The sequence below is a fragment of the Pelosinus fermentans DSM 17108 genome (assembly GCF_000271485.2).
Taxonomy (GTDB): Bacteria; Bacillota; Negativicutes; order DSM-13327; family DSM-13327; genus Pelosinus; species Pelosinus fermentans.
In genome coordinates this window covers 541,397-556,411 of sequence record NZ_AKVN02000001.1, presented here as the reverse complement: position 1 = coordinate 556,411, position 15,015 = coordinate 541,397, and the positions used below count along the sequence as shown (strand labels likewise).

The window sequence follows — 15,015 nt, the reverse complement described above, 5'->3', positions numbered from 1 at the left end:
GGCTGACAACGATCTTTTGGGCTTCTTTTATTTCATACCTTGTATCATACTTTCAGAAACACTGGATAGTTCCCCGGCCATAGATGCCAATTCCTGACTGGCTTTAGCCATCTCCTGAATGGAGCTTGCCTGGCTTTGAACCGTATGATCAATATTCACTACTTTTCGGTTCATGATCTCGATTGAATCCTGCGTTTTCTTTAAGGACGAATTAATATTCTGTACGGACTGAGCACTTACAGAAGCCAATTTGCGAATTTCTTCAGCGACTACGCTAAATCCTCTGCCAGCTTCTCCTACACGGGCTGCTTCAATTGCGGCGTTAAGTCCCAGCAGATTTGTCTGATTGGATACGTTCTTAATAAAATCCACAATCTCATCCGTCTTATGAATCGTTTCAGCCAACTCTTTACTTAATGAACCCAGGTCACTGCAAATATCCGACAACTCCTTGGCACCTGCTGCCAGTGCATCCATACTCGCCGTGAATTCATCAGAAGAATTAGCCAGCGTTCCGGCTATGGTATGAACCTTTTCCTGGTTCATGACAGCCTGGGTTGTAATCAGACAACCAATTGCCTGATTGCCTTCTTTTATCGGAATTGCGCAAGCAATATAGGGAATATCAAAAGCGGACTGTTCCCGGGAAATCATACGAATCACACGACTTCCCGTATTGATACATTGTTCGCAAACCTGCCCTTTCATAGGCTCTCCAGCCCTGACCCCTAAATCAAAACTTTTGCCTGGCACATACGCAGTGTACGTCCCGTCCTGGATAACTGACACGCCTACATCCTCTACGAATATTTCATTGATATAAGGCGCCAGTTCTGTAAACATTCTTACGATTTCCCGTCCCGAAAGATTGGACATTCTCTTCACCTCACCCATGGATTTTAAGATTGCAAAATCGTCTTATTTTGCATCTACCGCAAAATCACTCTTGTACTTTTCCAGAAAGCCAGTATTAAAATCACCCTTAACAAACATGTTATGATTCAGCAATTGTTGATGAAATGGAATGGTGGTATGAATTCCTTCAATAACAAATTCACCTAGCACGCGTTTCATCCTATCAATAGCATCTTGGCGATCTTTTCCCCAAACAATAACCTTCGCTACCATGGAATCATAAAAAGGTGAAATTTCATATCCCGGGTATACCCCGCTATCAATTCGCACACCAAATCCACCTGGAGGCAGATACTCTTGAATCCTGCCCGGTGACGGCATAAAATGATTTGCTGGATTTTCCGCATTAATTCGACACTCAATCGCCCAGCCATTGATTTTTACATCTTCCTGGCAAAAGGACAACGGCTCTCCTGCAGCAACCGCAATCTGCTCTCGAATCAGATCAATTCCTGTAATCGCCTCCGTGACCCCATGCTCAACTTGAATGCGAGTGTTCATTTCCATAAAATAAAACTGTCCATGTTTATCTAATAAAAATTCTACCGTACCTGCTCCATGATACTTCACAGCTTTCGCTGCCAGTACGGCAGCATCTCCCATCTGCTTTCGCAATGCCTGATCAAGAGCAGGGGAAGGTGCTTCTTCTACCAGCTTTTGATGCCGACGCTGAATGGAACAATCCCGCTCGCCAAGATATGCCACATTTCCATATTTATCAGCCATAAGCTGAATCTCAACATGCCGGGGCTCTTCCAGATACTTTTCCAGATACACACCTGCATTGCCGAAGGTAATCGCCGCTTCCTTCTGGGCTTGGCGAATTCCTTTGATTAATTCTTCCTCATCCTGAGCCACTCGCATACCTTTTCCGCCGCCGCCGGCGGTTGCCTTGACAATAACAGGATAACCAATTCCTTTGGCTACCTCAACTGCCGTATTTACATCCTCAATAATACCATCAGTGCCTGGAACAATAGGAACGCCCGCCTGTTTCATCGTTTCTCTGGCAACGGCTTTCGCTCCCATCTTACGAATGGCATCGGCCTCAGGGCCGATGAAGGCAATCTGATAATCGGCACAAGCTTGGGCAAACTCTGGATTTTCTGCCAGAAACCCATAGCCGGGATGAATGGCATCCGCCTTAGTAAATTGAGCAATACTCAGCAATCTGCTTATATTTAAATAACTGTCCTTGGAAGAGGCAGGGCCAATACAATATGCTTCGTCTGCCAGTTTTACATGGTATGCTTTTTGATCTGCTGTTGAATACACAGCAACAGTTGCAATGCCCATCTCGCGGCAAGACCTGATGATTCTCACCGCAATTTCTCCCCGATTGGCAATTATCACTTTTTTAAACATCTTTTCTGCCCCTTTGTTGTGATTCTATTCCCTCATTATCACCAGCTTTTACTCTGGTTTCACCAGAAATAGAGGTGCCCCATATTCAACAAACTCCCCATCCTTAAACAAAATCTCCACAATTTCTCCATTGATACCTGCTTCCACTTCATTAAACAGCTTCATAGCTTCTAGCACACACACCACAGTGCCCGAGTCCACTTGCTGACCAATTTTCACAAATGGATCTGCGCCTGGTTCTGGAGCGGAATAAAACGTACCTACAGTAGTAGACAGGATCTTGTGCAAATGGCTGCCCTCAATCTCTTCCATCATTTTGGCAGATTCTTCTTTTATCACTACAGTAGATTGTTGTGAAATAGTCTCTTTAATACCCTTAGAGTCTAATGGTGTATTGTTTTGCGATGATACAGCATACTTCCCAACAATAATTTTGGTCCCATCCTGGTTCAATTCAAAATGCTGTATAGAGGACTGGTCTATCATTTTTATAATTTCTCTTATTTCATCAAATGTAAGCATGACTTTCACTCCTCGTATTCATACCGTGAACCTAGTACCTTATCAGCCCTAAATCAGTGAATACTGACGGTCTATTCTCCTACCGTTTTAAGCTGACAAGGTACTAGTTACATCCAGATATAGTCTATAAAAATTTCAACTGGATTGCAGTTTTTAATTCTTGTATATAATTTTCTCTTGCAATATAAAGCCGTTCTGCTTCTTCCAAAGTAATCTCCTGGAACTGAATTGCTGCTCCTGGTCTAACTTGAGCAAGAATAGGAACATCGACAATCGCTACCTGCCCAATCTTAGGATATCCCCCTACAGTTTGTCGATCGGCTAATAATATAATGGGATTTCCATCTGGCGGTACCTGAACAGTCCCTAGAGCTACAGCCTCCGAAATCATTTCTAAAGGTGATTTCAACTGTAAATTTACCCCTGACAAACGATATCCCATTCTATCGGATTGTGCAGTGATTTGAAAAGAAGCATTCAGCAATTGACTTTTACTCTCTGCAGTAAAATATTCAAACTGGAGCCCTCGGGTCATTCGAATCGTAGTGAGGCGCAAAACATGAGGCATTGGCTGTCTGCCTGCGTACCAGGATGAGGGAACAAAGGATTCTAGTGAATGTATCCTTTTGAAATATTCCATCCGCTCTAGAATAGCTCCTTGGGGTGAATTTACTGCCAACACATCTCCTCGCTGCAGTGCCCTTCCCTGGAAACCTCCAATGCCAGCCCGCAAATACGTACTTTTACTGCCCATCACTTCTAAGAGATCACAGCCCCCTGCAATGGCTAAATAGGAGCGGCAGCCTGACTTACAAACACCAAACTGCAGAATACTGCCTGCTTTCACATAAACAGGCCTCCACATTGGAACGACTTTACCATTGATAGTCGGAGATAAGTTCCCGCCCGTAATGGCTAGCAGACTATCTTTTTCTATTTCAAGAGATGGCCCCAGCAAAGCCATTTCTAATGTCCCTTCACTCTCTTGGTTGCCCACTAAAATATTGGCGATGCGCAGGGAATAGGCATCCATTGCCCCGCTAACAATAACTCCATGTTTTTGATACCCATATCGCCCTAAGTCCTGCATACTTGTCAAAAGACCTGGCTGAAGAACTTTTATACTCATATCGGTTCCCTCTTATATTCTTCATATTCTTTCTGGGAAATAGGATAAAAGCGTATCCGATCTCCTGCTTGGAGGAGACTGGGAGGATCTTCATTCGGACGAAAAAGCGCTAAAGGGGTACGGCCAATTAACTGCCATCCTCCTGGCGTTGGGATAGGATACACACCCGTTTGCATACCTGCAATGCCTACAGATCCTGCCGAAATTTTCGTGCGCGGTGACTGACGCCTTGGAGTAGAAATTTTTTCTGACATACCGCCTAAATACGGAAATCCTGGAGCAAAGCCAATCATATATACCAGATAATCACCCTTACTATGGATGTCGATTACCTCATCTACAGTAAGTTTGTTATATTCGGCTACATATGCTAAATCAGGTCCAAGCTCTCCACCATAACAGACTGGTATTTCAACAATTCTCGATTCCTGACCCTCGCCAATCCTAAGCTCTGTAACAATTTTCTGCAGGATGACAGAAATGATCCTATAAGAGGGCTCTTCTTTTAGCTCTACATGATTCTGATGTAATTGTTTCACCAGAAGAGAGTCATAAAATACCGTAACACTGGAGAAGGCGGATACATATTCAACCATCCCTGGCAGGCAATGACAATCAAGGTATTCTGTAAATGCTTTTACTTTTCGGTGTGTGTCGGGATGTATTCCTCCGCCAAATTCCACTAAAACAGCTGATTCTCCTAAGGGAAGCATCGTAGCACTACATTCCATATTACTAGTTATTGGATGCAAGTTTATCACCTCTATCTTTGAAAAAGAACCTTTCTATTTCACTGCATCTTAAAAAACACTATATTGCTCATCTAATACATCGGCAATAAACATGTGTCCAGGAGCATGAGTAATCATCAGCTCCGGTTTCACTTCCATTGCTATGGCTTGGGGAGTAGCACCGCATGCCCAGAAAACAGGTACCTCCCCTTCCCTAATCGTGACTCGATCACCAAAATCAGGTTTATTAATATCTTTAATACCAATCCTTGCTGGATTGCCAATCTGAATAGGTGCTCCATGAACTGCGGGAAAACGAGACGTAATTTGAACCGCGCGAACCACATCCTTCTCAGGAATCGGACGCATACTCACAACCATAGGTCCTTCGAAGCGGCCTGCTTTTACGCAAGGGATATTGGTCTTATACATTGCCACATTACAATTTTCTTCAATATGACGAACAGGAATTCCATTATTCATTAAGGGATGCTCAAAGGTAAAACTGCACCCAATCAGAAAGGCGACCATATCGTCTTCCCAATATTTCATGATATCCGTTACTTCTTCCGCTAACTCACCAGATCGATAGATCCGGTATTTTGGAATATCAGTTCTGATATCAGCCTCAGGTGCGATCAGCCTTGGGATCGGAGAGCCCGGTTCTGTTACATCAAGAATCGGACAAGGTTTAGGATTGCGCTGACAAAATAAGAGGAACTCAAAAGCAAGATCCTTTTTTAAGATAGCTAAGTTTGCCTGGGTAAACCCCTTTGCCATCCCTGATGTTGGCTTTATCCACTCGTTATTCCGAATCATGGCACGAATTTCTGCCGGACTCATATTTGCAGTATCCTTCATTTTCTAGCCCCTCCCATTAACTCTCTAGATTATTGAAACATTTTAGGCAACGTATTGATCAGAGTGTATCCACTCATATAGGCCATCATTACAACTACTAAACCACCAAAGATAGTCATCCATAGAGGATGCTTGTAATCGCCAACAATGTTTTTCCTGTAGGCAGCAACCAAAATCGTCGCTAATGTGATGGGAAGAATAAGACCATTTAGCGATCCAACAAGAACCAAGATTTTAACAGGTTGTCCAACTAAGGAAAATACTAAGGTTGATACTAAGATAAAACCAATAATGACAGCTTTTTCATGTCTTGCAATGCTGGTGCTGAAAGTTTTAATAAAAGATACTGAGGTATAAGCAGCACCAATTACAGAGGTAATAGCAGCCGCCCACATAACTACACCAAATACTTTATAACCGACATTCCCGGCTGCCAGCTTAAATACAGATGCAGGTGGGTTTGTCGGATCAATTGTCAAACCCTGGGATACAACACCAAGAGCCGCTAAAAATAACACCACACGCATAATGGAAGTAATTAAAATACCTGAAACAGAACTTTGTGTTACTTGCGGCAGCGCTTTAACACCACGAATTCCTGCATCCAAGAGTCGATGCCCGCCGGCAAATGTAATATATCCACCAACAGTACCACCAACAAGTGTAATAATTGCAAACATATCGATCTGGTCGGGAACAAAACTTTTCATGATCGCTTCCCCTACAGGCGGTGCCGAAGAAATAGCAATATATACTGTAAGACCAATCATGACAAACCCAGCAATCTGAGTAACTCGATCCATCGCCTTACCTGCTTCTTTGATTAGGAAAATAGTGATCGCAACAGCGGCGCTAATGATCGCACCAGTCACGGGTGTAACGCCAAATATGACATTCATACCAAGACCTGCGCCTCCAATATTACCAATATTGAAAGCAAGACCTCCCAATACAATCAAAAATGCTACCAGATAACCAAGACCTGGGAAAACCATATTTGCAATATCTTGCCCGCGTTTTTCTGAAACGGCAATGATCCGCCATACATTCATTTGTGCGCCAATATCTAAGATGATAGACATCAGAATCACGAAACCAAAGCTTGCAGCCAATTTTTGAGTAAATACTGTGGTCTGCGTTAAGAAACCAGGACCAATTGCAGAAGTTGCCATCAAGAACGCGGCGCCTAATAATAAGCTTAAATTGGATTGTGCCCTCACAGGTGATTGCTTCTCTGTATTTGTTACTTTGTTATTTGTTTCCATCTCTATTCCTCCTAATTTTCCCTTTATTTAAAACCGACTGCCTGAAGGTCAATTTGAGATTTTCCAAGAATTTCTCGAATCAGACGAGCAAATGCTAATGCATGAGAACCATCACCATGAATGCAGACCGTATCTGCTTTGATGGGAATATCCCTTCCTTGCAGCGACAGCACTTTTCCTTCTTTGACCATACGAATAACTTGAGAAACAGCTTGTTCTTGGTCAGTAATCAAGGCTCCCGGCTGATTTCGCGGCGTCAATGTTCCATCCAATTGATAGGTACGATCGGCGAATACTTCATGAGCTGTCTTAAGACCAATTTTCTCCCCTGCAGTAACCAGCTCACTGCCAGACAGGCCAAATAAAATAAGATCCGGATTGACCTTATACACAGCTTCTGCAATCGCTTCGGCAAGATCCGACCGCTTTGCTGCCATATTATAAAGAGCACCATGGGGCTTTACGTGCCGCATGTTTCCTCCAGCCGCTTTCACAAATCCATAAAGTGCTCCGATTTGATAGACAACCATCTCATAGGCTTCCTGGGCAGATATATCCATGTTCCGCCTGCCAAAGCCGATGAGATCCGGCAGCCCTGGATGGGCACCAATCGCCACATCATTCTGTATTGCAAGCTTCACTGTACTAAACATCACATGAGGATCACCTGCATGAAAGCCACAGGCAATATTAGCCGATGTAAGAAAGGGCAAAATCAACTCATCCGTTCCCATGGTATACGCACCAAAACTTTCTCCTAAATCACAATTCAAATCCACTCGATACATAGCAGTCCCTCCTTCACCACAATGACAAGAAGACGCCTCAAACAAAGAGTAATCTTTGTCTGAAGCGCCTTTGCTTCTTGGTTCAATGGGCTTTTGTGAACCCACCTATAACTTGTGATTTATCATACCATTCTATAACTTCTTTTGTAAAATTGAAAAAAACAATAGGGCACTTCAATTTTATCGAAAGTGCCCTCAGCCCCGATCTATCCTAAGGAAATGGCAAGTCATACTCACTTCATTTCCCATTCCCGTTTTATATTTCTATAACTTTCCTGCTCTTTTTGCAAGACTTCAATTGCCTCTTCTTCTGTACTGCGCAGAAAACGAATGCAGTCACCCGGCTTGGCCTGGACCAGCTTGGACAAATCCCCCGAATCACTGATCCTAACTTGGCATATCCCCGGGTCGTTTGATGATCTGCCGTCATAATAAAAGGCATGCCATGAACCGGTACCTGAATCGCTCCCAGCCACACAGCCTCAGATATAATATCAGCGCTGCCAAGATGTTTGATCTTGGGACCTTTCAGCCGATACCCCGTCCGATCCGATTGCTTTGTCACCTTGTAGGAACTGCAAAAAAAAGCATCCAGTGCTGCTGATCCAAACATCGTATCCTGAGGCCCCAGAATGACTCGCAGCTGCACTTGGCTGACATACTGAGGAATATATCCCTCTGCCAGACTCCCAAGCTGTGTTTTACACTCCATATCCCGCCCCACATGCAGAACATCCCCCTGCCGCAGCACTCGTCCTTCATGTCCCCCAATCTTTACTGGAGTACACGTTGAACGGCTGCCTAAAACAACAGGAACCTCAAAACCTCCACGAACAGCCACATACGTTCGATAACCGCTGACTGCAGTATCAAAGCGAAGTATACCTCTTCTGGGAACGATAAAAGCCGACCAATTGGAAATAGGCATGTGATTTAAGAGCCCCTGCATATCCCCGCCGCAAACTGCCACCATCTGCTTTTCATCAAACTTAAACGTTCCACCTGCGCCCGTCATTTCCAGCACAGCCGCATCGGGACGATTGCCCACCAACAGATTAGCCACTTGACTGGCATATCGGTCCATTGCTCCGGAAATGGGCATACCATAGGCCTGAAATCCCCAGCGCCCCTGATCCTGAATCGTAGTGAATAAACCCGGCTCTATCGTTGTGATCACAATCTTCACCTCCCATTACAGATAAGAAACCTCTGGTATATATGTCCCTTTTTCTACGGATCTGCGAATTGCAAAATACTCAGCTGTGGAAATCTCTTCGAAATGCAGATAATCTCCCACTGAGAATAAAAAGGGGTTGTCACTGGTAAAATCAAAAGCTTTTATGGGAGTACGTCCAATCAGCCACCACTCCCCTGCACTCTCAATCGGATAAAAGCCTGTTTGATTGCCGCCAATCCCCACAGATCCTCCTGGAATTCGCTCCCGGGACCTTTCCTGACGAGGTACTGCAATCTCGCTGGACATCCCCCCCAGATAAGGAAAACCAGGAATAAAGCCTAACATATAGATCATATAGGGCTTGGAAGTGTGAATCCCAATCACTTCCTGAGGCGAAAAACCAGTATATCGTGATACATATTCCAAATCAGGTCCTAACACGCCCCCATAACAAACAGGGACATGTACGACTCTAGATGACAGCAAGTCCTCTACATCCTGATGCTCAATCCTTCCTAGCATATGAATTACCTGTCTGGACAGTTCCTGGCGGGTAATCACTAACGGATCAAAATAAATACTTACAGATCGATAGGTAGGAATTACCTCCATGATTCCATGAATAGGCTCGAAATGGAGCAATCTCGCCAATTGCTGAACCCGCAGATTGATTTCAGGTGCAATAACGCTCCCAAATTCAATTACCAGCCCATGTTCACCAGCAACCAGAATCCGAATCGAATGAATGTTTTCAGTCATTCTCAGCTCAACTCCATTTCATGAAAATTTTATTCTTACTATTTGTCCTTTAAAAGAAATAAAACGAATCGAACCGCAAAGACACAAAATACACAAAGGGGTTTATTTATATTTTCTCACATACAAAGCTTTCTTTACTTATAAGAAAGAGAGCCATAAATGCATGCATTTATAGCTCCATCGCTATTCGTTCACTAAATTATTAAATACTTTACCATAGGATCATTGGAAACACAATACCTGTGCACTATTTTAACAATCGTTCTTCAACCAGCCGGATAAAAGCCCGTATACCATGAGACAGCCACTTATCCTTATGATAGGCCAAATACGCATTGGTCTCAAGCTCGACTCCCTGCCACGGCAGTTTGACCAACAAACCTGTTTTTATCTCTTGGGCTACAGCAGCTAAAGGCAATATCGTGATTCCTAAATTATTGATTACCATCTGTTTGATGGTCTGAATATGACAGATTTCCAAAATGGTTTTAGGTGCAATTTCAGCCTTTGCCAAACCTTCTTCCAAAGCCGTTTGATAAGCGGTTCCCGACTCCATGAAGATCAGCCGCTGATCCTCCAGATCTTTAATTTTCACTTCCTGATAAGCCGCAAGAGCATGATCCGGGGACGCTAACATCCCCATTGGCTCGTCCCATAAAAACGTACTGATCAAATCCGCATCGGATGAATGTTTCTCATGAAAAAAAGCAAGATCCATCATATTTTTCCGCAGCAGATTTCGAAAGTCACTGCCTATGCCGAAATTCACTTTTAACTGCACATCTGGATATAACAATGTATATTCCTGCAGCAAATCCGTTAAATAATATACACATAATGACTCTGGCATACCAATCATGATCGGTCCCTTGGGTATTTCGAAATGGTCAAACTCATTTTTAGCATCCTCAGCTAATTTAGTAATCTTTTCTGCATAATCATAAAGTCTTTCCCCATCCGTTGTAAGCATCAGCTGGTGTCCAAATCGTTCAAAAAGAATCGTATTTAATTCTTTTTCCAACAGCTGAATATGAGTCGTTACACTCGATTGCGTATACCCTAAGTACTGAGCTGCTTGTGAGAAGTTCCCTAATTTCACTATGCTCATAAAAGTCTTTAGCTGCCGAAATTCCAAAACACATCACTTCCTCTCACAAACTAACCGATATGCAATATACCAAATTTAAATAGGATCAAAATTAAGTTTAATAGTACCGTAAAATACAAATAAAGTCTACCCAGTATGAAATCCGCATATTCTTGTTTTCCATTATATGTTATAGTAATCATAAGCTAAATTTTGGTCAATGGATATCAGATGTATAGTTCCATCAGCAGGGAAACAAGCTAATTGTGCCTGCAACAGCAAGAGGCTGAAATTTAGTAAAAAAACGATAGAAAGAAGGAATCATGAATATGGACTCCATCATTCAAGTCGACCAGGAAAAATGTATCCGCTGCAGCATCTGTGCCAGCGTCTGTCCCACAGATGTAATCAAAATGGGAAAACATGGCCCTGAAGATACAGGAAATCCCTGTATCGCCTGTGGTCATTGCGTGGCCGTCTGTCCGCGAGAGGCCTTGAATAATGTAAAAGCACCTCTCTCCAATCAAGTTGCCTTGGAAAACACTACCGTATTCGATGCCAAAACCGCCGCTACGTTTCTGCGCTCCAGACGATCTGTCCGCTGTTATAAGCCATCAACCGTCCCCAAAGAAAAGCTGCTGCAGCTTCTTAACGTAGCCAGAATGGCACCGACTGGCGGAAATACCCAGGGAATTACCTATTATGTGATTAACAATCCGGAGACACTAAAGGGCATTACCGCCACTACCATCGATTGGATGGAAGAAGCCATTAAGACTGCGTCTCCCATGGCACCCTACTTCAAGGGAATTGTAAACAAATATCGTAAAACGGGTCATGATGGCATTCTGCGGGGAGCTCCCTGTCTAATCGCAGCCATCGCACCCAAAAATGTTATGCCTCGGGCACGGGATAATACACATTTCTCTCTGGCCTACGCGGAATTATATGCACCAGCAATTGAACTGGGAACCTGCTGGGCAGGATTTTTTGAAGCCTGTGCTTTATCCGGCTATCAACCCCTTCTCGACCTTCTAAAACTGCCGGAAGACATGACGGTAACCGGGGGAATCATGGTAGGCTACCCCAAGTATACATACAAGCGCCTCGTCGATCGCAAACCACTGCAGGTAGTCTGGGAGTAATCAGCATTGAAATTGCAGCAGCCCTGTTATTGATACAAAAAAACGATTAGCGACAAAATTATAATTTTTTTGATATTTCCAGGAAATAATCTCCATAATCTGACGATTCTTATATAAAATCCTCCTATTGCTATGGCAATAGGAGGATTTTACTTTGACGATATTCCAAAAGATGTGACATACATCTTCTTTAAACAACAGTCTTAGAATTTGTAGCTCGCACCGACTTCAAGACGACTTTCATTGCGATAATGATCAGGTCTGAAGTTGCGATAGTTAAGATTCAAGTCAACTGCTCTCGTTAATTCCATAGTTGCCCCAACTTGATATTCAACGAAATCGTCGCTGCCAATCACAGAAGCATAGCCATCGACTCTAGGAGCCAGTCCCTCACTTACGGATAAACCTATGTAGGTTGAACCAGAACCAAGATCCCGATGACCAAGAATGGCTCGAACACTGCTAAAAGGTAATTTATACTGCGCATAAAAATCATCCATATCACTACCATGTTTTCGATCTACATTTTGATATCCAACTGTAAGATTATCGCCAATTTTGTGCTCTAAGTAAATTGTGTCAGTCAGCACGCCAACTGCAGTCTGCCCTCTATCCAAATCGTTAATAGGAGCAGCAACGCCCGTTCCTACACTTACTGATAGAAGTAAACCTACGCCCAATAATACTTTTTTCATGATTACAACCTCCTTCATCCTCTACTCTTTTTAATTTTATACTTTTTAATTATAGTTTGTCAAATTATACTCTCTATTATTACTTGGTAATAATTGTTATTAATTGAATTATAGTATGATCCCTATTGTTTGTCAATGCCATTTCTTTTTTCTATATTTATTAATAAATATAGATCTTAAAATGAATGATTTATTATACAATCTTGATAAATTTTTCGATTCAAGCATGCCAAAATACTACGGGCTTGCTAATCCTGCTCCGAATTGGGCTCATGGAGATGCTCATCAATGTGAGCTTCCACAAGATCCAGGATATTGAACAAAGATATTCGCTGCTCCTTCGTCAGGCTTTCAAGTTCTTTCGAAACGTCGGCAGACAATTTTTCAAAATGTGCTTCCTTTTCATTATAAATTGTCATCCCCATAGCTGTTAATGATAAGAGTACTTCCTTCTCATTTTCCCGGGTTCTGGACTTGGTTACCAACTCTTTCTGAACTAATTTCTTAACCATCTTTGAAATAGCACCTTTGGTAGCGCCATATTTTAATGCTAATTCGGTGACTCTAATATTATTAAAATCTCCAATTAACGTCATAAGACCCAGTTCAGAAAAGCTCAGCTTGCCCACTGGTGCAATATCGCTGGCGTGTCTGCTCAGTTCTCCCATTTTAATCGTAAGGCGTTTTAACGTATTCAAGAATTCTTTCATATCATCTTTTTTCATAATCTTATTATTCACCAAATTTCAGATAAAATCAAGATATTATATAAACTCTTGACTTTATTGTTTCCTCGTATTATAGTTTACTTGTGAAACAAAAATAAAATCCAAACAAGGAGTGAACGCTATGTTAATCGATTTAACTCTTCCCATTGATGAACAAGACAAGAACAATCCGTTTTTTAACCAGAAAGATGGAATCAACGTAGCCCGTTTAGGACATTTAGGCACCCATCTCGATATTATGAACGTACCGAATCTAGATATAAACAGATTTATTGGGCCAGCTAAAGTAGTCCATGTCGAAAATATCTTCAGTCGTGAAATTGAACCTGCCGACTTTGAAAATAAGGTGGATATTCAAAAAGGTGATTTTATTATCTTTAAAACCGACTGGCTGCCAACATATTATGAAACAGATTTTTATGTCACAGGGCATCCTGAGGCAGGTCATCCTGAGCTGTCTGATAAAACCCTGGAATATTTAATCCAAAAAGAAGTTAATTTTATTGGCATTGATGCTGCAGGAGTAAAGAGAAAAGAAGGCCACCTAAAAGCAGATATGTACTGCGCAGACCACGATGTTTTCGTCATTGAGAATATCATCAACCTCAATCAATTAAAGCAAGATACCTTCAAGTTCTATTGCTTCCCCCTTCCCTTAAAGAATTCCAGCGGCTTGCCCGTTCGCCTAATCGCAGAAATACAGTAAATCGAATTCAGGAAAATACTTCCAAACAATCGAACCACAAAGGCGCAAAGTACACAAAGGGTTATATGAATAACTTATTTTGTCTATTCCTTTGTGTGCCGCATCAGCGGCATTGCGCCTTTGTGGTTCATAATATTTTATATTTTTTCACTTACAAAACGTATACTTCCATACCATGAGAAAGAAGGGGCTGTCGCACCAAAAATAGTGCGTCAGCCCTTTTGAGATGGGAGATGCCTTAAATGAGTCCCTTTGCTTTCAGCCATTCATTGGCTACAACTTGGGGGCTCTTTCCCTCTAAATCCACTTTAGCATTAAGAGCCATCATCTCCTCATTGGTTAGTTTACCTGCTAACAAGTTCAAGGCTTCACCAATTTCGGGATGTTTTTTTAAGGTATCGGCCCGAATAATAGGAGCAGCATAAAAAGGAGGAAACACCTTCTTATCATCTGCTAATACTTTTAAATTGAATGCTAAAATCCGACCATCTGTGGAGAAGGCGTCAATTACGTCCACATTGCTGTCACGGCAGGCAGTATAGGTTAAACCTGGGTCCATACCAGCAGGGGAAGAGAATTGCATGTTATAAACCGCTTTAACATTTTGGTATCCATCAATTCGTTCCAAGAATTCATGAGTAGCACCCAATCTTAGAGCAGCAGACTGCTTGGCTAAATCACTGAAGGTTTCAATACCAAGTGCATTTGCCTGCTCCGTCCTCATGGATAACGTATAGGTATTATTAAAACCGAATGGTTTCAGCCATACAATCTGTTTCTTTGCATCATAGATCGTCTTGACTTTTTCATAGACTACCTCTGGATCACTAGGAGAATATTCTTCACCAAGAACACTCACGAGAGCCGTCCCGGTATATTCAGCGTAAATATCTAGATCGCCCCGGTCAATGGCTTGGGATACTACATTCGTTCCTCCCAAGTACGCTTTTGCTTTTACCTTTATGCCTGTTTTTTCTTCAATGATCCCTTTCATCATATACACCAGAATATCTTGTTCAGTGAAATTTTTTCCACCGATTACGACAGTATTATTATCTTTCTCCCAAAAGGAAGAGCAGCCTGTTATACTCATGGAAAGCAGGATGGAAAGCAGGAGTAAAGTGATTTTCTTCATAGAACCT

16 protein-coding genes are annotated in these 15,015 nt (G+C 42.4%); 2 read left to right on the top strand and 14 right to left on the bottom strand.

Features of this window, described 5'->3' with window-relative positions:
• Nucleotides 1-27: 27 nt before the first annotated feature.
• The 11 genes from FR7_RS24540 to FR7_RS02520 form a co-directional block, all read right to left on the bottom strand.
• Entirely contained in the window at nt 28-876 is an 849-nt protein-coding gene (locus FR7_RS24540; protein WP_007938523.1) for a methyl-accepting chemotaxis protein, read from the bottom strand.
• 42 nt (nt 877-918) lie between these two features.
• Nucleotides 919-2,280 (bottom strand): acetyl-CoA carboxylase biotin carboxylase subunit, encoded by a 1,362-nt coding sequence (gene accC, locus FR7_RS02565; protein WP_007938521.1) that lies wholly within the window; start codon nt 2,278-2,280, stop codon nt 919-921.
• A gap of 48 nt (nt 2,281-2,328) precedes the next feature.
• Nucleotides 2,329-2,802 (bottom strand): acetyl-CoA carboxylase biotin carboxyl carrier protein, encoded by a 474-nt coding sequence (gene accB, locus FR7_RS02560; RefSeq protein WP_007938519.1) that lies wholly within the window; start codon nt 2,800-2,802, stop codon nt 2,329-2,331.
• Nucleotides 2,803-2,926: 124 nt separating this feature from the next.
• Nucleotides 2,927-3,931: a 5-oxoprolinase subunit C family protein gene (locus FR7_RS02555; protein ID WP_007938517.1), complete on the bottom strand. Its 1,005-nt coding sequence runs from the start codon at nt 3,929-3,931 to the stop codon at nt 2,927-2,929.
• Entirely contained in the window at nt 3,928-4,662 is a 735-nt protein-coding gene (pxpB, locus tag FR7_RS02550; RefSeq protein WP_171904332.1) for a 5-oxoprolinase subunit PxpB, read from the bottom strand. The genes FR7_RS02555 and pxpB (FR7_RS02550) overlap by 4 nt, the downstream gene beginning before the upstream one ends.
• 69 nt (nt 4,663-4,731) lie before the next feature.
• On the bottom strand, nt 4,732-5,523 hold the full coding sequence (locus FR7_RS02545) for a putative hydro-lyase (protein ID WP_007938512.1): 792 nt from the start codon (nt 5,521-5,523) through the stop codon (nt 4,732-4,734).
• 29 nt (nt 5,524-5,552) lie between these two features.
• Nucleotides 5,553-6,788, bottom strand: coding sequence for an NRAMP family divalent metal transporter (locus tag FR7_RS02540; protein ID WP_007938511.1), 1,236 nt, complete (start codon nt 6,786-6,788; stop codon nt 5,553-5,555).
• Nucleotides 6,789-6,811: 23 nt separating this feature from the next.
• Nucleotides 6,812-7,576 (bottom strand): LamB/YcsF family protein, encoded by a 765-nt coding sequence (locus tag FR7_RS02535; protein ID WP_007951903.1) that lies wholly within the window; start codon nt 7,574-7,576, stop codon nt 6,812-6,814.
• 256 nt (nt 7,577-7,832) lie between these two features.
• Entirely contained in the window at nt 7,833-8,753 is a 921-nt protein-coding gene (locus tag FR7_RS02530) for a 5-oxoprolinase subunit C family protein (RefSeq protein ID WP_237769485.1), read from the bottom strand.
• Nucleotides 8,754-8,768: 15 nt separating this feature from the next.
• Nucleotides 8,769-9,512, bottom strand: coding sequence for a 5-oxoprolinase subunit PxpB (gene pxpB, locus FR7_RS02525; RefSeq protein WP_064448901.1), 744 nt, complete (start codon nt 9,510-9,512; stop codon nt 8,769-8,771).
• 247 nt (nt 9,513-9,759) lie between these two features.
• Entirely contained in the window at nt 9,760-10,647 is an 888-nt protein-coding gene (locus tag FR7_RS02520) for a LysR family transcriptional regulator (RefSeq protein WP_007951896.1), read from the bottom strand.
• A gap of 281 nt (nt 10,648-10,928) precedes the next feature.
• Here FR7_RS02520 and FR7_RS02515 point away from each other — a divergent pair, with 281 nt between their 5' ends.
• Entirely contained in the window at nt 10,929-11,744 is an 816-nt protein-coding gene (locus FR7_RS02515) for a nitroreductase family protein (protein WP_007951895.1), read from the top strand.
• A 203-nt stretch (nt 11,745-11,947) separates the two neighbouring features.
• Here the strand turns inward: FR7_RS02515 and FR7_RS02510 are convergent, their stop codons facing one another.
• Together FR7_RS02510 and FR7_RS02505 are read right to left on the bottom strand one after the other, a co-directional pair.
• Nucleotides 11,948-12,439 (bottom strand): hypothetical protein, encoded by a 492-nt coding sequence (locus FR7_RS02510; RefSeq protein ID WP_007951893.1) that lies wholly within the window; start codon nt 12,437-12,439, stop codon nt 11,948-11,950.
• Nucleotides 12,440-12,687: 248 nt separating this feature from the next.
• Nucleotides 12,688-13,164 carry a MarR family winged helix-turn-helix transcriptional regulator gene (locus FR7_RS02505; RefSeq protein ID WP_007951892.1) on the bottom strand — a complete coding sequence of 159 codons (477 nt, stop codon included), beginning with the start codon at nt 13,162-13,164 and terminating at the stop codon, nt 12,688-12,690.
• Nucleotides 13,165-13,288: 124 nt separating this feature from the next.
• Between FR7_RS02505 and FR7_RS02500 the strand changes: the two genes are divergently transcribed.
• On the top strand, nt 13,289-13,873 hold the full coding sequence (locus FR7_RS02500) for a cyclase family protein (RefSeq protein ID WP_007951890.1): 585 nt from the start codon (nt 13,289-13,291) through the stop codon (nt 13,871-13,873).
• Nucleotides 13,874-14,111: 238 nt separating this feature from the next.
• On the opposite strand, the gene FR7_RS02495 is transcribed toward FR7_RS02500, so the two are convergent.
• On the bottom strand, nt 14,112-15,008 hold the full coding sequence (locus FR7_RS02495; RefSeq protein ID WP_007951884.1) for a glycine betaine ABC transporter substrate-binding protein: 897 nt from the start codon (nt 15,006-15,008) through the stop codon (nt 14,112-14,114).
• Nucleotides 15,009-15,015 lie beyond the last annotated feature (7 nt).